The sequence below is a fragment of the Candidatus Woesearchaeota archaeon genome (genome assembly GCA_021735165.1).
Taxonomy (GTDB): Archaea; Nanobdellota; Nanobdellia; order Woesearchaeales; family 21-14-0-10-32-9; genus JAIPET01.
Genome location: JAIPHP010000006.1, coordinates 35789 through 58318 on the forward strand (window position 1 = coordinate 35789; position 22530 = coordinate 58318).

The window sequence follows — 22530 nt, forward strand, 5'->3', positions numbered from 1 at the left end:
CCTGTGAAAATTCACAAAAGACAAGTAAAAATATAAACAAAACACCACTTCTAAACATATGACTTTACACATAATAAGCTTAGGACTTGGAAATCTTAGAGATATAACAATAAATGGCATGAATGCAATAATGAAATCAAAACTAGTATTTCTAGAAAATTACACGGCAATAATGAACTGCACACAAAAAGAAATGGAAAACTTCTATCAAAAAAAAATAATCCTAGCCACAAGAGAACTAGTAGAAAAAGAATCAGACAAAATACTAAACCCTGCAAAAACAGAAAATATAGCATTCCTAGTAGTCGGTGATGCTTTTGGAGCAACAACTCACGCTGATTTATTTTTAAGAGCAAAAGAAAAAAACATTCAAATAAAAATATATCATAACGCATCAATAATGAATGCAATAGGAGAAACAGGACTAGAACTATATAAATTAGGAAAAACAACAAGCGTAGTGTTTGACGACAACAACTGGCTGCCAGAAACTCCATACAATGTAATAAACGAAAACCTGAAAAGAGGACTACACACGCTCTGTTTACTAGATATAAAAGTAGCAGAACCAACTCCAGAAAATATAAGAAAAGAACTAGATAAGCCAGAACCTCCAAGGTTCATGACAATAAACAAAGCAATAAAAATACTAAAGAAGTTAGAAGAAAAAAAACAAAACAAAATAATCTCTGATGAAACTATTGGAATAGGAATAGCAAGAATTGGCGCAGAAGATCAAATAATAAAAACAGCAACGCTAAAAGAACTAGAACAAACAAACTTCGGAAAAGAAATGCATTCTCTAATAATTCCAGGAAAACTTCACGAAATAGAAGAACAAATGATAAACCAACACAAATAAGAAAAACTGGCGCTTAAAAATAATAAACATTATTATCAACGTATAAAATTATCAAAAAAATCAAAAACCATAACGCCTAGATCTAATATTTTTTTCTTCACGAATAAAATTCCTAATCAACTCAATCGTTGATTGCCTAGATGGCTGGCTCAAAGAAACAACTCCTAAACCAACAGGATTCAAAAATTTATTCGAATAATCTACACGAACAGGATCTTCGAAATAATTATTAAAATGGTCTCCCCCAACCAAATTAACTGAAGATTCATTAGTATCAATAGCTCTAAGATAAAAAACAGGACTAATTAAAACAGGTTTCCTGGCTACGTTGCTCAAACGAATATTTTTATTTTTCTTTCTTTCAACAGCATAAGCAACAGGTGCTCCCCCCCTATACGCATCATCATTAAAAAAAGAAGTATCATTAACTTGATACAAAGCAACATGCTTACTATCAAAAGAAACATGAAATAGTCTTCGAAGAAATACATCTTCTTTCTTTTTAGAGTCAACAGAATAACAATTCAAAATATGGGGTAAATCGTTCAAAGCAAGAACATTTTCGTCAAAACCAACATATATTTTTTCAAAAAAACCGAGCTTTTTAGCAGTCACATTCTCAACAGATTTAATCATGTGTTTAGAATAAAAATCGATATTTTTTTTCAAATCAGAATCAACAAACGCATCCAATGATAAACAACCAGCATCTTCTCCCAAATAAGTTCTAACAACAATATCTTCCGAATTAAGATCTCTTGAATCAGGAAATAATTCAAAAGAATGATTCATCATATAATTTAAAAAATTAGGTTTATCTTTTAAAAATAAATGTTCTACATTACGTTTACGCGAACTATCCTTGCCAATATCAACACCAAAATAATTATCAACACTTTTTTTCAATACGATAATGTTCATGCACAAAAGCAAATTCCAACTCTTTATAAATATTTTGCTACTAAACAATAGTGTTTTGAGGGTGTGGTTATTACAACGCAGCGCGCTATAAGAAGATACCGATATCCTTATAAATAAAACCTCTATCCAAAACAAAAGAGGAGATCTTAGTGAACCGAAGAGAAAAAAGACAAAAAAGATTCCTAAAAAAACAACCAAAAATTGTGGATGTACAAACAGAAACGAAAAAAATAGAGAAAGAAAAAGATACATCAAACTCATTTTACTACAAACACTACAAAAAACTTCTAATAATACCTTTTGTAATGCTACTATTTGGAATAATGATTATAGGAATAAATATAGCAACAACAGGAGATTTCATAACTAAAGGAATAAGTTTTACAGGAGGAACAGAACTAATAATAACAAAACAAGGACTAAACGCAAAAACAATTGAACAAAAACTACAACAGGAATTTCCATTAAATGACGTAATAGTAAGAGAAACGACAAGCTTTGGACAAATAACAGGAATAACAATAGAATCAAACATAATACAAGAAAACCAAGAACAAGTAAAAAAATTCACCAACAAAGTAAAAGAACTTACAAATCCATCACAAGGAGAACTAACAGAAAACATCCTGGGCGCAAAAATGGGAGAATCTTTCTTCCAACAACTAATGGTTGGCATATTAATAGCACTGCTCTTTATGGGCATAGTCGTTTTTCTATACTTCAGAACAATAATACCAAGCGCAGCAGTAATACTTGCAGCAATATCAGACATAATTGTAACAATAGCAATAACAGACTTATTTGGTATGAAAATAGGCGTAGCAGGAATAACAGCGCTACTGATGCTAATAGGATATTCAGTAGACACAGACATACTACTAAGCTCCAGAGTACTAAAAAATAAAGAAGGAACTGTCTACAAAAGAACAATAGATTCAATGAAAACTGGAATTACCATGACTGTAACAACAATGGCCGCTATAATAGTGACCTTAATAATGGCTCATTTAAATTCAATAGGAGAACTAACTGAAATAATGACAATCATATTAATAGGTCTGTTAGTAGACCTAATAAATACTTGGTTACAAAACGCAAGCATACTAAGATGGTATATGGAAAGGAAAGAAAAAAATGAACAAAATTAAAAAAATATTCACAAACAAAAGAATACTAATACTACTCGCGTTCCTAATAATATCAGTAATACTAATACAACCAGGATTCTCAGAACAAGGTGTAGCAATAAGAAGCGTGCAAAAAGACAGCGCGGCAGCACAAGCATTCCCAACACCAATATTGAGCCCGCCGCAAACAACAAAACCTATGGGTCGAGAAGTAATACTAAGTGTAAACGACCAACCAATAAACACAATAAAAGAATACTACGATTCAATAGAACAATTTCAAATAAACGACACATTCACAATAAAAACAAACAAAAAAACATATTTCATAACAATAAACCCCCTAATTAATTTAACACTAACAAACGAAACAGAAACAACACTAATAAACAGAACAACTGTAAACGAAACTACAAACGAAACAATAACAGAAGAAATAGAAACAGAAAAACCAGTATATAAAGAAGAAATAATAGGAAAACAAGATATAGGAATAACAGTATACGACCGTCCGACTAGTAACGTAAAAAAAGGTCTAGACTTAGAAGGGGGAACCAGAGTACTACTAAAACCACAAGAAGAAATAAATGATGAAGACATGGACATAATAGTAGAAAATATAAAACAAAGACTAAACGTTTTTGGAGTCAGCGATATAACTGTAAGGCCGACAAGAGATTTCTTTGGAAACCAATTCATATCTGTAGAAATAGCAGGAACAAACGAGGATCAAATAAAAGAGCTATTAACACAACAAGGAGAATTCCAAGCAAAAATAGGACAAATAACAGTATTTGAAGGCGGAAATAAAGACATACTAAATGTGTGCAGAACGAGTCAATGCTCATTCATAGATCCAATAAATACCTGTCAACAAACAACAGACGGAACGTACTTCTGCGGATTTTGGTTCCAAATAACACTAAGTCAAATAGCAGCAGAAAGGCAAGCAGATGCAACAAGAGATCTAGGAATAATTCCAAGTTCCTCTGGACAAAATTACCTAACAGAAAATCTGTCATTAATATTAGATGGAGAAAAAGTAGATGAACTAAGCATAAGCTCCGGACTAAAAGGGCTAGCAACAACTCAAATAAGAATATCAGGTTCAGGACAAGGAACTTCACAAAAAAGTGCGAGCGAAAATGCAAAAGAAGAAATGAAAAGACTCCAAACATTACTCATAACAGGATCTTTACCTGTAAAACTAGAAATAGCAAATGTAAATACCGTAAGCGCGATATTAGGAAAAGACTTTACAAAAACCGCTATGAATACAGGACTACTAGCAATACTGGCAGTAATAATAGTTGTAGCAATAAGATACAGAGAACCAAGAATAAGCATACCTATGGCAATAACGATGCTATCAGAAGTAATAATTTTGCTAGGATTTGCAGCATTTATAGGTTGGAATATAGACATAGTAGCAATAGCTGCAATAATAATTGCTGTAGGAAGCGGAGTAGATGATCAAATAGTTATAACGGACGAAACACTAGGAAGAAGAAAAAACAAAGACGAAACAATAGATTGGAAAGCTAGAATGAAACGAGCATTCTTCATAATAATGGCAGCATACTTTACACTCGTAGTAGCAATGATCCCTCTTATGTTTGCAGGTGCAGGACTTTTGATGGGATTCGCAATAACAACCATAGCCGGAGTAACAATAGGTGTTCTAATAACAAGGCCTGCATTTGCAGCAATACTTGAAATACTTCTTGAAAAATAAAAATGAATCCAGAACAACTATATGAAAAAGTAAAAAAAACAGTAGATGAAGCAAATAAAATAAGAGTATCCCGAAACAAAAAAATAATAGAAAATTTGCAACTAAAAAAAGTAAACCAAAAAGAATTTCTAATAACAATAGATACGCCTGAGAGCAAACACATATTCATAAAATATTTACCGCAATACACAGATCAAGAAAACATAACACACAAAGGAAAAATTATAGATATACAAAATAATATAAACACGAATGAAGAAAACCACGAAAAATATTTAATAATTCTAAAAGAATCACTTCTATAAAATAAATATTTTTAAAGAAGAACTCACTTTTATAATACAAATATAACAGGGCTTGTGGTCTAGTGGCTATGACGTCCGCCTGACTCGCGGGAGATCCCCAGTTCGATTCTGGGCGAGCCCATAAAAAACCAAAACAAGAGGGGGCAAAAATGGAAGAAAAAACAACCAAATTAAGTGAAAAAACACAAAATACGCACAGAGCAATAGAATCACTACGAGAAGAAATAGAAGCAGTAGATTTCTACAATCAAAGAGCAGATGCATGCACTGACGAAGAACTAAAAAAAATATTAATACACAACGCAGATGAAGAAAAAGAACACTTTGCAATGTTATTAGAATGGATTAGAAGACAAGATTCTCAACTAGAAAAAGAACTGAAAGAAACACTATTTAAAAACGGACCAATAACAGGGCAACACTAAAAAACAAAAACGAATAAAACATCAAAAATGAGAATAGGAATAGACATAGATGAAGTGCTAGCAGATCTAATACCTCAAGTACTAATATACTTCAACAAAAAAGAAAATACGAACCACGAAAAAGAAAACATAAAAAAATTTGATTTATCACATTTGTGGAAAACAACAAAAAATGACACCATTCAAAAAATATATGAATTCTACCAAAGCAAAGAATTTGAACAAACAAAACCAGTAAAAGACAGCCAAAAAATAATAAAAAAATTAACAAAAAAACATGAACTATATGCAATAACAGCAAGACCTGAATTAACAAAAGAAAAAACAGTTAATTGGATAAAAAAACATCATCCAAACATGTTCAAAGAAATACACTTCTCAAATGATTTAGTTCAAACCACCAAAAAAAACAAAACACAAATATGTAAAAGCCTAAAAATACAAGTAATGATTGAAGACAATCTAAACTACGCAAAAAAAATAGCAAAAACAGGCACAAAAATACTGCTGTTGAACCAACCATGGAATCAAACAAAGAAATTACCAGAAAACATAGTTCGTGTCAAAAACTGGAAAGAAATAGAACAAAAATTAACGAAAATCACTACTGTTAAAACATCTTAAACTAAAAAAACATCAACAACATAAATACAAATGCAATTTCAAATGAAACAACAACTTAAAAATTTCTTTTTTGCTCTTCACACTCAATCTGATCAATTAAATCATCAAACAACAAAGAACAATCTTTGCTGCTAACATCAACAAAAGATCCTCCTAAATAAACAAACGTTCTCATAAAAAACCACCTCAATCTAAAAAGATGATACTCTTATTAAAACTAAATGAAATAAAAATATAGAAAACAAACACATAAAAAAAAGAAAAAATTAAGAACCTATTTTTTCACTAAGAAATAAATAGTATACAAAGCTGACAAACCAACCAAAATATATACTATGGTTCCTATAACTGGTGCCCAACTATTGAAAATAGCAGCTACTAAATCAAAATTAAACAAGCCAACAAGTAGCCAATTTAAACCGCCAACTATCAACAAAATCAAAGCTATCCAATCTAACGTTGTTTTTTTAGCCATTTAATCACCCCTGACCTAAAATTGTGTTGTTGAATATTTAAATTTTATGGCAAAAAACAAAAAAATCACTTCTTTTTCTTCCTACGCTTAGGTTTATCTTTGCCATAAAAATTTCTAATAAAAGAGCCAAAAGCCATAATGCTCAAAATAACCCAAATCAAAACTCCTAAAATAGGAATTAAAATAACTACCATAAAAATGATGGAACCCAAAAACATCTTAACATATTTATAATCTTCAGAAGTAAATAATCTAATAAGTAAACCTCCAAGATACCAAGCACCAACAACACCACTTAATAAAAACAAAATGCCGTAGACCGCAAATAAAATAAAACTAAGAGGTAAACCAACAACACTAAATAAAAGGGCGAATCCTACAACAGGGATTAAAATGATGCTTGCTAATCCAATCAAAAAAGAATAAAGAGGTCTTTGCATCAAAGTAACATTTAATCTACTAGAAAAATCTCTAGAAACAAGTAAAAATACAACGCCTGTAACAAAAATGGTCACCAAAGTCAAAAACCACTCAAAAATTCCGAAAGTATACTTACTAAAATCCGATAAAAATCCTTCATAAGTAAAATTATAAACATCTCCTTTGACAAGAGAATTATCAATAACAAGATTATCACTCAAATATACATCTCCCAAAAATAAAGAATTCTCATCAACACTCAAATAACGAGCATTAACATAAACATCATCACTAAAAACGCCATTAAGAACAACATTTTCTCCATCAATCTTTACAGAACCATCATAATTACCATTAAGATTAATTCGTAGAGCATTAATCCAAACTGTCCCTCCCACATCAGCGGACTCCTCAAAAACAACAGATTCAGCAAAAGTTAAAACTTCCTTAAATACGGTGCCAGAGACAACTAAATCCCCACCTATAAATCTCAAATCTCCACCAATATTACCTATAATTAAAGCATTCTCTGTCAAACCAACAAAATCATCATTAATTGTGCCATTTAAAAGAATATTTCCTGAAAGAGCATATAAATCACCTAAAACATCTTCCTGAACAACTAAATCATCAGAAATAACATATAGATTATCTCTAAAAGAATCATTAACATTAAATGAAGACTCAACAACAAAATTATCTGCGCTTAAAGCAGAAACACTATTCGCTAAAATCAGCATCAGTAATATAAACATTAATTTCTTCATGAAATCACCCTCCCCAATATGAAAAATATAAACGCCCCTCTCTTAAATATTTTTTCATTCTATAGTGGTTTCATTTATAAAGGTGCAATTAGCTTCAATAGAGAAAATATATTCGAAAAGTATATAAACCAGAAAAACAAGGAATGAATTATGAGAAGAGGAAGACCAATAGGTAGCCCTGTAAGACAAAACATAATAGAAATATTGTATTTCCTCGGAAATGCGCATGGATATCACATATATAAAATATACAAACAAATATTTCCTAAAATAACTCTTAGAGGAATATACTACCATTTAAAAAAAGGAATAGAACTAGGAGAACTACAAATAGATGAAGTTCAAAAAGAATCAGGAACTTATTCTTGGGGCTCTGAAGCAGAAAAAACATACTACAAAATAGGGCCTAAAGCTAAACCAAAAGCAGATCCGCGAGTAAAAGTGTTTTTAGAGACACAAAACACAAAAAAATGATACTTCTTGAAAGTAACAAAATATTTATAAATTAAAAATTTATTCTTGTTAAAAAAATAAAAGAACAAAACAACACTAAAGACAAACCACACATAAATACTAACTCATATAATAAAAACTACCAAATAAATAACCCATCTAACATCAAAACTACCAAACCAATCAAAAAACGCAATAAAACCAAAAAAATTACAGAAAAAAACTGAAAATCTGAGAATGATACAAATAACAGAAGAAATATACAGATTGTATCAAATACAACATTTAGACTTATTCAAATGGACTTTAATACAAAATTTAGAACAAAAAATACAACGAGCAAATATAAAAGAATGTAGAGTAGAACTATTAAAAGAAAACAATAATATAAAAAAAGGAAAAACAAGAATACCCTTTCTAATAACAACACACAAACAAAAATTTGTAATAAAATCCTATGATATTTACTCAAAAATTCGCGAAGCAAAAATAATAAAACAAACAGAATCAACTATTGGCCCAAAAATATTATACTTAGGAGAAGACTTCCTAATAGAGGAATACATACACCCGAACTCATATGAAACACTGTGGTCTAAAGTCAATGAACAAATACCAGAAACAATAATTAATGCATTCACAGAAAGCGCAATAGTGCACGCTAAACTAGCAAAATTTAACGTATTCTATAACCACAACCACTGGTTAGATGAATTTCACAAAAATCATGAAAACTACAAAGTAACAGATTTTGGAACTTCAATATTAATAAACGAATTAAAAGACATAGAAAAACAAAAAAAAATAATAGATTCACAACTACACACAACAATAATAGAACAAATAAACAAACTAAACACACAAAAAGAAATAAAACACATACTTAAAATGAACTCAATCTACACAAAAAACGCACTATACGACAAAAAAAACATAATAGATATAACACAAAAGAAAATGATACAAACATTCATACACGAATATCAAAAACAATGACCCCTATTGTAACTACAATTTTTTCAAAAAACCAATAAGAGCAAATCCTTCACGTTTAGTAAGCATAGCCTTACCAACAAATTTCTTCCAGATAGACCTCTGATTTTCTCTCTCATCTTCAGTACAAAAAAAAGTCTTATCAATAATTCTATCAACTTCTCTTAATAAAACATTCTTTTCTTCAAAACTAAGAGCCTTATGTTCTTCTAACAAATTAATTCCCCTTTCAACAGAAAAAATCTCATATAAAGTAACTGCGACAGCATGACTCAAATTAAGAACAGGATAAACAGGAGATGATGGGATATGCAAAGAAAAATCACAAATGGACAATTCACTCTGATACAACCCGTCATCTTCCCTACCAAAAACAAGGCCCAAAGATCCATCATACCCTAAAATTTTCTCCTTCAAATCATTAAGAAGAACAGGACTCCTAAGAACATTATAATCTGATCCAATAATACCTGTAGTGCCAATTAAAGTATCAAACATATTTCTTAGTTCCTCAAAAGAATTCAAAACAATCGCAGAATCTAAAATGTCCTGAGCATGCTTTGCTCTATTCTTAGCTTCAACATCAATTTTGCAACTAGGAGAAACTAAAATAAGACTATTACAACCAAAATTCTTCATAACACGAGCAACAGCACCCACATTACCAGAAAATTTGGAATCAACTAAAATAACTGAAATTTTCACCATAAAAATCAGAAGAACAGTTACATTTAAATAATTATACGAACCAAAAAAACACATGGCAGTAAATACAATAGAAGCAATGGACTTTAAAGGAAAAAGAGTGTTCCTAAGAGCAGGATTTGATGTACCTATAAATAATGAAGGGAGAATACTAGATGACTTTAGAATAAAAGAAACAATACCAACAATAAAACTACTTTTCAAAAAAGGAGCAAAACAAATAATAATTGGAAGTCACCAAGGAAGACCTAAAGGAAATGAAAAACACTTACGAATGGACAATATTGCAAAAGAAATATACAAATTAACAAAAAAAACAACAGAAAAATTAAATGATTGCATAAATTTTAGAGAAGAAGAATTTCCAGAACCAGAAGATGCAAAAATAGTTTTATTAGAAAATCTAAGATTTTACAAAGAAGAAATAGAAAACAACGAAGAATTTGCAAAAGAACTAACAAAATACGCAGATATATATGTAAATGACGCTTTTTCGGTGTGTCATAGAGAACACGCATCAATGTGTGCAATAACAAAATTCATACCTGGATGTGTGGGTTTACTAGTAGAAAAAGAACTCAGAGCTTTTAATCACATATTAAAAGAACCAACAAGACCTTACGTTGCAATAATTGGGGGAGCAAAACTATCAACTAAACTGCCCATAATACAAAATTTAACGCAGAAAGTAGATAAACTGCTTATAGGAGGCGCTATGATATTTACTTTTTACAAAGCAAAAGGTCTAAGCACAGGAAAAAGCCCTGTAGACAAAGAATCCATAGCTATGGCTCAAATGCTCAACAATAACGATAAAATAATGCTGCCAACAGACATAATAATTTCAGACAATCCAGAATCCACAAACTGCATGAATGTAACAATAGATAAATTACCCAGCTACATGTATGGTCTTGACATAGGTGAAAAATCAGTGTTAGAATTCAAAAAAAAGCTCGCAAAAGCAAAAACTGTTGTGTGGAATGGACCGCTAGGGTACTATGAAAATCCTGCATATGCAAGAGCAACGGTAAACATTTTAAAATTCTTAGCACAAAGCCCTGAAATAAAGACAATAATAGGCGGTGGAGACACAACAAATCTTGTTACTAAATTAGGGATAAAGGAAAGGTTCTTTCATGTAAGTACTGGAGGAGGAGCGACATTAAAGCTACTAGAAGGGAAAAAATTAGTAGCAATAAAGACACTTGAAGAAAATAACTAAATAAATTCAAATCCAGAGTATTTTTTTAAGTCTATATAAGAGACATATAATTTAACATCATGTGTCTTGTTGTCTATTTGTTCATTTCTCTTCTTAAAAAATCTCCCCTGTCTTTAATGTTTCTAACAAGAACTTGTTTATCTTGCTTAAAAAACGTCCCAAAACCGAGATTTTCATCAAATTTATTTTGAACAAAAAAGATTTCTTTGTTAGAATTATTTCTAGTGATATTTTCCTTAAATACATCTCTACCGCAAAGAAAAAGAAACTCTGCTGTATCATTAATAAAAATTTTATTATCTGAATTTTTTGATAATAATTCTAAAAGAAAAAGACTTGGCTCAAATCTTTTCTTTATTCTGCCTAAAAAACCAGAAGGAAACATTCGGTCATCAGCGTCTATAAAATATTTTTGGGTGCTTGTTATAAAATAGTAATTATTGTCTTTTAGAATGTACTCAAAATCAACAACAGAGTTAATACTTTTAGCAAAATCGTTAATATTGTTCATTTTAATTCAATAAACTCATCTAATTCTTTTATTAATTTAGAAATTTTTTGTTTGATAAGTTTTGTATTGATGCGTTCAATCTGATTTTCTAGCTCTTCAGCTTTACGTTCTTCTTCTTCAATATCTTTTTGAATAGATTCCACCCAACCTTCTTGTTCTTTAACATTTAGCCTGGAAGGGTTATTGCTTATTCTTTTTTTCAAATTACTAATTTCGTCTTCTAAACTAAGGATTGAATTTCTTAATTTTTCTAAAGAATCTTTTTTTAAAGAATCAATAATTTTTTTCATTTTTATTTCTTTATCTTCTTTTAACTCAAGTTTTGGAAGTGACTTTTGTAAATTATTTAATTCTTCGTACAATTTTAAGGTTGTATCATTTTTCAAAGTTTTGAACGGTTCTTTAAGATATTCAGAAAGAATGTTGTTCGCTTGAAGTTTCGCATATTTTTTTATTGCTGAGTCAACGCTGGATATAATGCTATGGATTTTCTTTTCTTTTTCAATAAGGGAGTTTTTATTTTCTTCTAATAAAATTTTTAATTTTTCAAAATCTCTAAAACTTGCAGAGTCTCTTAAAGAAATAATTTTTTGTTCTATTTTACTTTTTCTTTCAAACAAAGTAAGCTTAGAAGCTTGAATGCTTTCCATCGATTTTCTTAAGTTTTCTAGTTCTCTTTCAGAATCATAAAATTTTCTTAATAAATTTTTAATTTCTTGAACTTTATTCAAACTAGTTTTATCAAGGCGTTCTATAGATGAAGAAATAAGATTATCAAATTCTCCAAGTTTTTTAGTAACTGTTGCAACATCATCTGCGACAAAGTCTCTAACAATAAAAAAATTCTTTTGTGTGTCAGTTGCAAGATTTTCTAATTTCTCTGCTGATTCCTCTAAAAATTTTTTTACATCGTCGTATTTTTCAGGAATTTCTAAATTAGAAAGAAAAGAACGTATTTTGTGAATATAACTATTTCTATTACCTTCAAATATGCTGATTGCTCTTTCAGGAATAACACTGGTATCTTTTACTTTTGCAGATTCAAGAGAATCCAGTAATTCGTTCAATCGAACTTTTTTAGCTTTAAATTCTCTTTTAATTATCGCAATATTCTCAGAGATTTTTTGTGCTTCTACGTATTCGTCTAGCCAATCTAGTAATTCATCTAAATGAATGTGTTTTACAGTTTTTTTTTTGAAGAAATTAAATATTGCCATGATAATATCTAAAAAAGAGAATAATTGTTTATATTAAATAGTTTCGAAAACACAAACACAAATTATCTTCCATATGGTAATAAACTGTTTTTTGAAGAAACATTTTTATATTTATATTTATGATATCTTCTATGGATGTTGTTGTTGATTTGGCTTTAAAAGGTAATGAACTCTCTGATTATTTGCACAGCGAATTTTCTAAGCTTGAATTTATAAAAACACAGGAATATTCTTGGAAAGAAGGATTCCTTTTCATTCACCAAGATGTCTGGAAGATTGAAAATAGAAATAAAAACAAGGGCACTTTGGATGCTTTAACTGAATTTCCTGAGTTTTATGATGTTTTTGTCCGTTCTTCATTTGATTACTTTCTTTTTTCTAACAAAACTAATATTTATCTAAAAGAAGAAAATCTTGCTTTTGACATCTTTGCAGGTATACATGCAGAATCTCCGAACTATGAGTCAGCGGCTTTGTTAAAAGATCAAGTTGTTTCTATTCCTTTAAGTGCTGATAAGATAATTCCTAATAAATTATATGAAAAAAACGATTTTAAATATTGGGATAAACCTATTGCTAAAGAATTGAAATTGGACGATTCTCCAGATTCAACTTTTTGTAAATTTATAAAATTAGATGATGTCGATTCAATTAATATATTGCATAAGTTTGATCCCTCGCTGTATAAATTTTTAGTCGATGCCATTTTCATATACTCTCCTTTTTTTTAACTTGTTTTTCGTCACAACTAATTGACATAGAAAATATTATATAGTTTTTATTTCAATAATTTTTTTTATGAACTATAGTGACTGCTTAGATAGCGTAGTTTTTAGAAATTTTTTTGTTTCCAGACAAGAGGTATTTGTGCTCCCCGAAAATTTTTTATCAATAGATTCTATTGAATTGCCTGATTTTTTAGAAGAACTAGATTCCCGAGGCTTTGTTGTTGATTACGATTCGTCTAACAAACTCATCAAAATATCAGATTCTGATAGGTTTAAACAAAATAAACAAAAAAAATTTTTACTAGCTGAACTTGAAAAAAAAGAAAAATACAATAAATTATCAGATGATGAACTGAATTCTTTGTTAGATATTAGACGTGAAGCACATTTCCCTTTATACCGTCTTGTTGACCTTAAATATGCTTCTTCAGAAAATACACAATCAGTCCACATTTTTTGTCCAAATAGAGATTTTGAAATTGTTTTTAAAAACATCTTTAATTCTCACCACATTTATAATTCTCCTGAAGATGATATAAAAATGGGATTTGAATTAGGTGTTAAAGCCACAGTTTTATATGGTGGGAGCAATAGAGGCGCAGGAATAGGTTTAATTTATTCCGCTTTGAATCTCATCAATGATTTTTTTAAGCCTTTGGAGACTCAATTAGAGGATTCAAAAATTCGAAAATTATATCTTGAACGTATTAACTTAATAAATAATGATCAAAACAAATATATCCCTCCTAGCGATGTTTCTCTTAGAGGACTGCGTAAATCTGCTAGATGTTCTTATTTTTCAAAACAAAAAAAAGAATCAGCGCAGTTTTCAGAATACGAGCTAAAACGTGCAGAAAATTTTTTTAATAAATTACAAAAAGTAATTTAGTTCTTCTGACCCCACCTGTGCTTTATTCTTCGGTATACATAGAATATTACCACTCCAAGACCTCCTAAAAATATCAGACACAAACTTATAATTGTTTTTTGTATTGCAGTCAATTTTTCTGATGTTATTGTATCTAGTATTATTGTTAGTACGAGAAAAAGTGTTATTCCATAAAATGCCATGTTTACAAATACGTGTATGTGCATTATAGGGGTTATTTGAGCTATTCCAAAGTAAATATAAGCTATTAGAAATAAAAAAATGATTATGTCTTGCCAAATTAATTTTAATGGTTTTTTGTTTATTTCATGAACTATTTTATGAAGTTTTCCTATTTCTCTCTTCTTATGTACTTCTTCATGCATTTCTAATTCTCTCATGTGTGTTCTTGTTACTTCCGCTCTTGTCATTGTTATCATTGACGCTATAAACATTAGCACGAAAAATAATGCAAATGTAAATCTCCAACTTAATTCTGTATCTGGAGATAACTGTAAAGTATCTATTGGAAGCCATATTGATATAAAGAAACCTATTATTGCTATTGCCATGAATCCTGATGTTAAAGGAACATATCTTTCTTGAGTCATTTGTCCACCCCTTTCATATTATTTTAAAATCTGTATTTATAAATTTTTTCTCAAAACAGTCTATATGGTCAATAAAAATGACGAAATATGTTCATGGCTCTAAGTCTCAAAGGATGCGGTATTATTTGATTGTTCCTTTTACATAGCAGGTTGAATCTTTGTAATGAAAATTTAATATTGGTTTTTTTTTAAATCCACAAATCCTGTTGTTTGTTATACTTAACTACGTCTGCTTTTGTAGGCAAAATGTTGTTTACAAAATATTTTAAAGATCTTTTTTTAAATACCTATTATGAACTATTTTGGATGTTATCAATTTTTATATATGAATGTTTCAACTTTTGCGTTCATTCTTCTTTTTTGATGTTCTTCTAGAATTTGGTTTATTTTCTCTATTAATATTGTTTTTAGTTCTCCTGAAAGCAGTTTGCCTGTTTTGTAATCTTCATATATTTGTCTTAGTTTATCATCATCCTCTTCAAAGACTAAGAGCCATTGGTAGCTTACATCTATGTCCGGGTTTCCTCCGTGTTTTCTATGTTCTTTGACAGTATCTTTTCCTCCAGAGAATGCGTATTTGTTGATTTTTTTCTTAACTTCGTTAGGTTTGTCTGTCATATATATTGCGGTTCCTGTAGAACTTGATTGTTTTCCGTTTTCAGCTCCTGTAAGTCCGGGCATGAATTTGCATTGGATGCTTGCAGGCTTATAGTGTCCTAGTTTTTCTATCACATCTCTAGTTACTCTAAAATGGGGATCTTGATCTATTGCATGTGGAATTAGGCAAGGCATTTTTTGTTTGTTTATTATTGATGGTAGAAATGCAGGCACTGCTTGCATTGCTGTATAAAATATCTCTCCTATGTTTTTATCGTTAGTAAATCCGAATGCTCCTTTTACTGTTGAGAATGTTATTTTTTTGGCTACTTTTATTGCTTCTGGATATAATAAGTTTGCATGTTTTGTGTCTTGTATAAATTTTGTGTTTTTTGGATTAAATCCTATTGCTATTACATCCAACATGTTTTCATAAGTCCATTTTTGTATTTCTTCATATGTTTTGTCTTTAAATAGAAATTTTTCATCATCTGTAAATTGGAACCATAATTCTATGTCTAATATTTCTTGTAGGTATTTTGTGAATTCCCAGACACTATAGTGGCCTAGATGTATAGGTCCTGATGGTCCGCATCCAGTATATATGAATGTCTTGGTTCCTTTTTCGTATTGGTCTAAAAACCATTTTAGTTCTCTTTGCGCGTAAAATATTTGTCTTCGTAGGAGTCTGTGTAGTTTTTTTCCTTTTTTTTGGGCGATTTTTTCAAGTCTTTTTATGAGTTCATCATTTATTTTTTGCAGCCCAAATTCTTCTATCATTTTTTCGTAATTTATTTTGCCTGTTACTTCCCAAGGTGTTATGGTTCCCATTTTTATCTTGTTTTTTTCTTTATTTAAAGATTTTTTGTATTGTTTCTTGTGCTTTTTCTGTTTTTTTTGGAAATGCAGCAATATTTATTTTTATATGGTAGCAATTCCCTGTGTCTGTTAGTTTGTAATTTCCTTTAAGCATTTCTTTTTTGTCTAACCTCAAATAGTAATTTAGGTCTTTGTCCAGTCTGTTTTTTTGTGTTAGTAGTTGATCTTTGTCTTCTTCGCTTAATTGTTTTTTTAGGGTCTCTAAAAATGTGTTTATGTGTCTGTCTTTTTCTAGTATTATAGTTATTATTTTAATTTTTTTTTCATTGAATCCTTTGGCTTTTATCTCTTCATATGGTATTTTTTGTTTTATGATTTGCTCTTTTTGTATTTGTATTAGTTCATATAGTTTATTTTTTAATTCTTGTTCGGGTTCTTCTGGTTGTGTGAAGAGTCTTATTGTTATGTGATTTGCGAGTTTCATTTATTTGTTTTTTTTCTTTTGTTTATGTATTTTACTATATTTATGGTCTATATTGTAAATAATTGTGGTTAATTTTATATATTAAGCCCTAGTTATTGCTTATTATGAAGCACACAATTAATGTTACCTTGTTATTCATCTTGATGTTTTTCATTTCTAATTTATTAGGCCTTTATTTGTTGAATATTTCTATGCAAAGCATTGAAAATTTTAATGGAACTTCAAAAATAGTTTATTCTTCAACAACTATTGGGGATAGAGCAGAGGTTTCTGGTTGGGAAAGTCTTGTTTACATTGCACTAGGCATAACTATTGGAACATTCATCTTATTATATTTTGTTAAGAGAAAAAAAGTTAATTGGTGGAAAACTTGGTTTTTTATTGCTGCAGCTGTATCTATGAGTGTTGCTTTTGGAACTTTGTTTGGTCCAAATTTTTTTTTGGGATCTTGGATTTTAAGTTTTGTTTTGGCTTATGTTAAGATTTTTAGGTTTAACTCTTTAGTTCATAATTTCACGGAAATTATTATGTACGCAGGTATTGCTGTTTTATTTGTTCCTATTCTTAATGTTCAAGTAATGATTGTTTTATTAGCGTTTATTAGTTTATATGACGCATTAGCAGTTTGGAAAAGTAAGCATATGGTTAAAATGGCAAGGTTTACTTCTGATGCTAGTGTATTTCCTGGTTTGTCTTTGCAATATGATCAAGATAAGAAAGTCTCAGAGAACTTGTTGCTTTATAAGAACAAAAAAACTCTTAAGAGTTCTGTTAAAACAGGCATTTTAGGGGGAGGGGATGTTGTATTTCCTTTACTTTTTAATGGTGTTTTGATGTCTCATCTTATTTTACTAGGTATTTTGCCATCTTTAGCTTTTTTATATTCTCTTATTCCTATTTTTGTTTGTTCTCTGGCATTATTTGGTTTATTTTGGTTTGGTAAGAAAAATAGGTTTTATCCTGCTATGCCTTTCTTATCTTTAGGTTGTTTAGTTGGTTTTTTCATTGTATTCTTTATTGTTTGACATCAATATCTTTATATAGGACTGTTTCCTTTCTTATTTTTATGGTGGCTAAGAAAAAAGTAACTAAGAAAAAGGTCTCTGTGAAAGAGAATGTTGTTGAAGAGATTCAGCTCAAAGAACCTAAAGAGCTTAAAGAGGAAGTTAAACCAAGAAAACCTGTGATTAATGCTCTTTTTAGTAAAGAGAGAATTGTCACTGAAAATTCAAATGATGCTCGCGAACTTTTTAATCAGAGTAGGTATGGTGTTGTTTTAGAAAATGGTCAAGTTCAGTTAAGTTTGCATGAAGCTCTTTATTTAATGGAAAAAGGCAGACTTAAAATCATGGACGCCCGTAAAAAAAATCTTGAATTTACTGATTATTTAAAGAAAGCAAAGAAAACAGAACCTAATTTTTGGGTAAGATATTCTGTTTTTAAGGATATGAGGAATCGTGGTTATATTATTAAGACAGCCTTGAAGTTTGGTGCGGATTTTAGGGTTTATGATAGGGGCATAAAGCCTGGCGAAGATCATGCTCGTTGGGTTGTTTATCCAGTTCATGAAGGTTCTACTCTTACTTGGTATGAGTTTGCTGCTAAGAACAGGGTAGCTCATTCTACTAAGAAACGGTTAATGATAGCTGTTGTGGATGATGAAGCTGATGTTACTTATTGGGAGGTTAAGTGGACTAGGCCATGAACTCGATAGAATTGGTTTCTACGGAAGATGTATTAAACACTGTTAGATTGCACGGTCCTTTAATTCCTCTTGAGGTTAGAAAGATATTAAGAAAAGGAGACAGTATAACTATTGGTGCTGCACTTTCTCAGCTTGTTGCTAGTAAAAATGTTTTGTTTACGAATGTTAAAAGAGGAGGAAGTCCTTTTTATTATATGAATGGTCAAGAGGCTAAATTAGAGCGAGCCGCTGATAATCTTAACGAAAAGGATAAACAAACTTTTAATTACTTAAAGTCTGAGAAAGTATTAAGAGATAAAAAACAAGAACCTTTAACTAGGGTTTCATTGCGACAAATCAAAGATTTTTCTAGGGAGTTTTCTGTAACTGTTAACGGCGAAAAAGAGATTTTTTGGAGGTATTATTTGGTTTCTGAACAGGAAGCATATAATATTTTAAAAGAGCGGTATGCTCCTAGAAAAGAAGAGGTTAAAGTTCCAGAAAAAGTTAAAGATTTAGATAATCAAGATCTTTCAGCAGTAGCTAAGGGTTCTGTCGAATCTGAAGTCAAAGTTGAGAAGCAAGAGAAGAAATTTTCTTCTCCGAAGAGTAATTCTTTTATTGAAAAAAATAAAGAAGAACAAAAAAAACTTTCCGAAGTTGATTCAAAAACTGTTGAAAATATTTTTGATAGTGTAACTGACGAGTTTCTTACTCAGATTAAAAGATTTTTTGATAAAAATAATATTTTTGTTGTTAATGCAGAATTAGTTAGGAAAGGTTCGGAATATAATTTTACTATTTTAATGGAAACTCCTATGGGCAGAGCTGAATATTTTTGCAAAGCTAAAAGCAAAAAGAAAAGCAACGATGGCGATCTTTCCACTGCTTATGTTCAGGGACAAGCAAAGAGGATTCCTGTTGTTTACTTAACAACTGGTGAAGTTACTAAGAAAGCTAAAGATAAATTAAAGACCGATTATAAAGGTATGTTAATTAAAGAGATTTAGTTCATGAATTTTTTAAGAGTTAAGAAGTCTATTTCTTCTCTTGTCTTTTTTAAATCTTTAAATGTGAACTTTTGCGTTTCTTCATCTAAGGATACACAACAGTCTTTTATCACCTTTATTTCATAGTCTCTATCATATGCGTCTTGAATCAAGCTTCGGACGCAAAGATTTGTTAGTATGCCACACACTACTATTTCCTGTATTCCTTTTAATTGTTTTTCTAAATTTGTTTTGTAAAATGGGCTTATTTTATTTTTTTTAATTATTATATCTGTTTCTTTCGTGTGTAGTTCTTTTATTATTTGTGTGTTTTCTGAATTTTCTGCAAACTCCGTATTTGAATCTTTTTCTATATGTATTGTGAATATTATTTTGTATTTTTGTTTTCTGCAGAAATCTATTAGTTTATTTGTTTTTTTTATTTGTTTGGAAATGTTTCCTACGTAGTAGTCTGATTTTTTATCAATCCATTCTTTTTCATAATCTACTAAGATGAGAGCTTTTTTCATAAAAATAGTTAAGAATGATTACATATATAAAATTTTTGTTGTGCCCGCGAGCGTCCTTAGGTCTTTCTTTTTCGTATTGTAAAGTATTGTTAGCCGCTTTGCAGTCTTAAGTTTTTTACTAAGAAACACAGATCTTTAACGTGTTCCATATTGTGTTTCTCTTAATGGATCTCTAGGGCAACACAGATATTTGGGACAAACCTGTTGTGCCCCAAATTATGTTTTTATGTCTGTTTAGAAGATAAAGTTGTGTAATTGTTTTTTGTGTCTTTGTATGCTAATGGATTTTTGTGTTTTTAAGTATAATTGGAGCTGAGATTTTCCTTGTTTTGTTTAAAATTATTTTTTTGTTGGGTGTTTTTTTTTCTGTTAGACTAATTATTTCAAAAATTTTATATATGTGCCTCTTGTTTTTTGTTTTTATGGAAGAAAAAAAAAATATTTGGGATTTGAGTCATTTGCTTAATGGATTGTCAAAAGAAGAGATTGAAAAGAATATTATGAATTTAAGTTCTCAAATTAAAGGTTTGAGAGATTCTTTGTCTGATGATATTCTACCTTCCGATTTACTTGAAATAATAAGAAAGAAAGAGGCACTAGGAGTTTTTATGAGGCGTCTTAATACTCATCTTAGCATGAGATTTTCTGAAAATACTAAGGATCCAGATGTTTTGGCATATAATGTTAAATTAAGTCAACTGTTTACTGATATTCAAAATGACACTATGTTCTTTTCTCTTTGGTTTATGAATTTGAGTGACTCTGTTGCTACTAAATTGATGAACTCTAATGAATTGAAGGATTACAAATATTATTTATCTAGGATTCGTGAAGAAAAAATCCATACTATGTCTGAGGAAGTTGAAAAAATTATTAATATTAAGTCTGAGACAGGAGGAGATGTTTTTGCGGATTTATATGATTTATTTACTAGTTCTTTTAGATTCGAGGCATTTGGCAAAAAAGATCTTGTTATTGAAGAGATAACTTCAAATTTTCAAGATTACAATCCTGAAATTAGAGAGGAGGCATATGATGTTTTGCTTTCTAAATTTAAAGATGAAAGCACAATTATTGCTGAAATGTATAAAAACATAGTTGTAGATTGGGATAATGAATCTTTAAAAATAAGAAATTATGATTCTCCTATTCAAGTAAGAAATAAATCTAATCAAGTTTCTGATGAGACTGTTAAAGCTCTTATCGATACTGTGAGAAAAAATGTTCATGTTTTTCAGGAATATTTTAAGTTAAAATATGAATTGAATAAGCGTTTAGGTGATACATATGCTTATTCAAGGTATCATGTGTATGCTCCTGTTAAATCTTCTGAAGAAAAAAATTATTCTTATGAAGATGCAAAAAGTATAGTTTTGGAGTTATTTAAGTCATTTGATGAGGAGTTTTTTTTAAATGCTAAAAAAATTTTTGATATGAATCATGTTCATAGTCATCCAGCGCCCTACAAGAGGAGTGGTGCTTTTTGTTCTAGCCCTTTTCCAGATATGGAACCTTATATTTTGTTGAATCATACTGGTAAATTAAGAGATGTTTATACTATGGCTCATGAATTTGGACATGGTATTCACGGCATTTTTGCTTCTGATCAGAATTTTATGAATTATGATGAGCCTTTAGTGATGGCTGAAACAGCTTCTGTATTTGCTGAGATGTTATTGACAGAAAAATTGTTGAAAGATGTTTCTTCAGATAGGGAAAAAATAGCCATTTTGGCACGGCAACTCCATGATGAATATGCGACTATTTTAAGACAAGTTTATTTTTGTGTTTTTGAAATATTTGCTCATGATAATATTAAATCCGGGTTGACTAAGGATGAAATCGATAAAAAATATTACGCTTTGTTAAAGGAGCAGTTTGGGGATATGCAAATTCCTGAAAAATTTAAACATGAATGGAATTATATTCCTCATATTCATCACACCCCGTTTTATGTTTATGCTTATGCTTGGGGTAATCTAATGGTTTTATCTTTATATAAAATGTATAAAGAACAAGGTGATGCTTTTATTCCTAAGTATAAGGATATTTTAAGAGCTGGTGGTAGTGATGCTCCTGAAAACATTTTGAAACGTGCAGGTATAGATATTGCTAGTGAAGGATTTTGGCAGAAAGGAATGGATCAAATTAAAGAGCAGATTTCTTTGTTAAAAAAATTAAGTGAAAAGATATGATTTGTTTTTTAATTTTTTTATTGCGCGTTAGCGCGAGGGGTTTAATACCCCGACCTGCACAAAAATCTTTGATTTTTGGCATGCCAGAAACTTTGTTTCTGTGCATTTAGGTCGCGATAACAAGCAATCTAAACACGTAAAAACTTTTAGTTTTTAGTGCACAGAAATCTTTGATTTCTTGTTGAATCGCGTCTAGGCGACTGAAGCGTAATACTCCATCCTTCAGGGTGGAGATACAAAAAAATTATCTTTGATAATTT

Annotated in this window: 25 protein-coding genes and 1 tRNA gene; 16 read left to right on the forward strand and 10 right to left on the reverse strand. The window is 30.1% G+C overall.

What is annotated here, in order from left to right:
- Positions 1 to 58: 58 nt before the first annotated feature.
- Entirely contained in the window at positions 59 to 862 is an 804-nt protein-coding gene (gene dph5 / locus K9L97_02360) for a diphthine synthase (GenBank protein MCF7871854.1), read from the forward strand.
- Between the two features lie 60 nt (positions 863 to 922).
- On the opposite strand, the gene K9L97_02365 is transcribed toward dph5, so the two are convergent.
- The gene (locus tag K9L97_02365) at positions 923 to 1783 is read right to left on the reverse strand and encodes a hypothetical protein (protein ID MCF7871855.1); all 861 of its coding nucleotides are present in this window, start codon (positions 1781 to 1783) and stop codon (positions 923 to 925) included.
- A gap of 149 nt (positions 1784 to 1932) precedes the next feature.
- Here K9L97_02365 and K9L97_02370 point away from each other — a divergent pair, with 149 nt between their 5' ends.
- The 6 genes from K9L97_02370 to K9L97_02395 all read left to right on the forward strand — a co-directional run bounded on the left by K9L97_02370 (position 1933) and on the right by K9L97_02395 (position 5999).
- Entirely contained in the window at positions 1933 to 2931 is a 999-nt protein-coding gene (locus tag K9L97_02370; GenBank protein ID MCF7871856.1) for a protein translocase subunit SecF, read from the forward strand.
- On the forward strand, positions 2918 to 4645 hold the full coding sequence (locus K9L97_02375; protein MCF7871857.1) for a hypothetical protein: 1728 nt from the start codon (positions 2918 to 2920) through the stop codon (positions 4643 to 4645). Before K9L97_02370 ends, K9L97_02375 begins: the two co-directional genes overlap by 14 nt.
- Positions 4646 to 4647: 2 nt before the next feature.
- Positions 4648 to 4950, forward strand: coding sequence for a hypothetical protein (locus tag K9L97_02380; protein ID MCF7871858.1), 303 nt, complete (start codon positions 4648 to 4650; stop codon positions 4948 to 4950).
- A 48-nt stretch (positions 4951 to 4998) separates the two neighbouring features.
- Positions 4999 to 5071, forward strand: a tRNA-Val gene (locus tag K9L97_02385).
- 28 nt (positions 5072 to 5099) lie between these two features.
- Complete coding sequence (locus K9L97_02390) at positions 5100 to 5375, forward strand: ferritin (GenBank protein MCF7871859.1); 276 nt, start codon at positions 5100 to 5102, stop codon at positions 5373 to 5375.
- A gap of 27 nt (positions 5376 to 5402) precedes the next feature.
- Positions 5403 to 5999, forward strand: coding sequence for a hypothetical protein (locus tag K9L97_02395; protein MCF7871860.1), 597 nt, complete (start codon positions 5403 to 5405; stop codon positions 5997 to 5999).
- 274 nt (positions 6000 to 6273) lie between these two features.
- On the opposite strand, the gene K9L97_02400 is transcribed toward K9L97_02395, so the two are convergent.
- The gene (locus K9L97_02400; GenBank protein ID MCF7871861.1) at positions 6274 to 6474 is read right to left on the reverse strand and encodes a DUF378 domain-containing protein; all 201 of its coding nucleotides are present in this window, start codon (positions 6472 to 6474) and stop codon (positions 6274 to 6276) included.
- 65 nt (positions 6475 to 6539) lie between these two features.
- Entirely contained in the window at positions 6540 to 7661 is a 1122-nt protein-coding gene (locus tag K9L97_02405; GenBank protein ID MCF7871862.1) for a hypothetical protein, read from the reverse strand.
- Between the two features lie 150 nt (positions 7662 to 7811).
- On the opposite strand from K9L97_02405, the gene K9L97_02410 reads away from it, so the two are divergent.
- Positions 7812 to 8135: a hypothetical protein gene (locus tag K9L97_02410; GenBank protein MCF7871863.1), complete on the forward strand. Its 324-nt coding sequence runs from the start codon at positions 7812 to 7814 to the stop codon at positions 8133 to 8135.
- 216 nt (positions 8136 to 8351) lie between these two features.
- Positions 8352 to 9110 (forward strand): hypothetical protein, encoded by a 759-nt coding sequence (locus tag K9L97_02415; protein ID MCF7871864.1) that lies wholly within the window; start codon positions 8352 to 8354, stop codon positions 9108 to 9110.
- Positions 9111 to 9122: 12 nt separating this feature from the next.
- On the opposite strand, the gene K9L97_02420 is transcribed toward K9L97_02415, so the two are convergent.
- Positions 9123 to 9815 (reverse strand): RNA methyltransferase, encoded by a 693-nt coding sequence (locus K9L97_02420; protein MCF7871865.1) that lies wholly within the window; start codon positions 9813 to 9815, stop codon positions 9123 to 9125.
- 52 nt (positions 9816 to 9867) lie between these two features.
- Here K9L97_02420 and K9L97_02425 point away from each other — a divergent pair, with 52 nt between their 5' ends.
- Positions 9868 to 11037 (forward strand): phosphoglycerate kinase, encoded by a 1170-nt coding sequence (locus K9L97_02425; GenBank protein ID MCF7871866.1) that lies wholly within the window; start codon positions 9868 to 9870, stop codon positions 11035 to 11037.
- 73 nt (positions 11038 to 11110) lie between these two features.
- Here K9L97_02425 and K9L97_02430 read toward each other — a convergent pair whose 3' ends face one another.
- Entirely contained in the window at positions 11111 to 11548 is a 438-nt protein-coding gene (locus K9L97_02430) for a hypothetical protein (protein ID MCF7871867.1), read from the reverse strand.
- A complete protein-coding gene (locus K9L97_02435) occupies positions 11545 to 12765 on the reverse strand; it encodes a hypothetical protein (GenBank protein ID MCF7871868.1) in 1221 nt (406 codons plus the stop codon). Before K9L97_02435 ends, K9L97_02430 begins: the two co-directional genes overlap by 4 nt.
- Positions 12766 to 12896: 131 nt before the next feature.
- Between K9L97_02435 and K9L97_02440 the strand changes: the two genes are divergently transcribed.
- Together K9L97_02440 and K9L97_02445 are read left to right on the forward strand one after the other, a co-directional pair.
- Complete coding sequence (locus K9L97_02440; protein MCF7871869.1) at positions 12897 to 13496, forward strand: hypothetical protein; 600 nt, start codon at positions 12897 to 12899, stop codon at positions 13494 to 13496.
- 67 nt (positions 13497 to 13563) lie between these two features.
- Entirely contained in the window at positions 13564 to 14382 is an 819-nt protein-coding gene (locus tag K9L97_02445; protein MCF7871870.1) for a hypothetical protein, read from the forward strand.
- Here the strand turns inward: K9L97_02445 and K9L97_02450 are convergent.
- The 3 genes from K9L97_02450 to K9L97_02460 all read right to left on the reverse strand — a co-directional run bounded on the left by K9L97_02450 (position 14379) and on the right by K9L97_02460 (position 16872).
- Positions 14379 to 14972 (reverse strand): hypothetical protein, encoded by a 594-nt coding sequence (locus tag K9L97_02450; protein MCF7871871.1) that lies wholly within the window; start codon positions 14970 to 14972, stop codon positions 14379 to 14381. The genes K9L97_02445 and K9L97_02450 overlap by 4 nt on opposite strands.
- Before the next feature lie 312 nt (positions 14973 to 15284).
- On the reverse strand, positions 15285 to 16400 hold the full coding sequence (gene trpS, locus K9L97_02455; protein MCF7871872.1) for a tryptophan--tRNA ligase: 1116 nt from the start codon (positions 16398 to 16400) through the stop codon (positions 15285 to 15287).
- 19 nt (positions 16401 to 16419) lie between these two features.
- Positions 16420 to 16872, reverse strand: a complete 453-nt coding sequence (locus tag K9L97_02460; protein ID MCF7871873.1) for a hypothetical protein — start codon at positions 16870 to 16872, stop codon at positions 16420 to 16422.
- A 104-nt stretch (positions 16873 to 16976) separates the two neighbouring features.
- Here K9L97_02460 and K9L97_02465 point away from each other — a divergent pair, with 104 nt between their 5' ends.
- From K9L97_02465 to K9L97_02475, 3 genes are read left to right on the forward strand one after another with little or no spacing between them, the layout of a single operon-like run.
- Entirely contained in the window at positions 16977 to 17897 is a 921-nt protein-coding gene (locus tag K9L97_02465; protein ID MCF7871874.1) for a hypothetical protein, read from the forward strand.
- 41 nt (positions 17898 to 17938) lie between these two features.
- Entirely contained in the window at positions 17939 to 18577 is a 639-nt protein-coding gene (gene endA, locus K9L97_02470) for a tRNA-intron lyase (GenBank protein MCF7871875.1), read from the forward strand.
- On the forward strand, positions 18574 to 19566 hold the full coding sequence (locus tag K9L97_02475) for a hypothetical protein (GenBank protein MCF7871876.1): 993 nt from the start codon (positions 18574 to 18576) through the stop codon (positions 19564 to 19566). The genes endA and K9L97_02475 overlap by 4 nt, the downstream gene beginning before the upstream one ends.
- Here the strand turns inward: K9L97_02475 and K9L97_02480 are convergent.
- Positions 19563 to 20075 (reverse strand): cysteine hydrolase, encoded by a 513-nt coding sequence (locus K9L97_02480; GenBank protein MCF7871877.1) that lies wholly within the window; start codon positions 20073 to 20075, stop codon positions 19563 to 19565. The two genes, K9L97_02475 and K9L97_02480, sit on opposite strands and share 4 nt — an antisense overlap.
- Positions 20076 to 20497: 422 nt before the next feature.
- Between K9L97_02480 and K9L97_02485 the strand changes: the two genes are divergently transcribed.
- Positions 20498 to 22270 (forward strand): M3 family oligoendopeptidase, encoded by a 1773-nt coding sequence (locus tag K9L97_02485; GenBank protein ID MCF7871878.1) that lies wholly within the window; start codon positions 20498 to 20500, stop codon positions 22268 to 22270.
- The last annotated feature ends 260 nt before the right edge of the window (positions 22271 to 22530 follow it).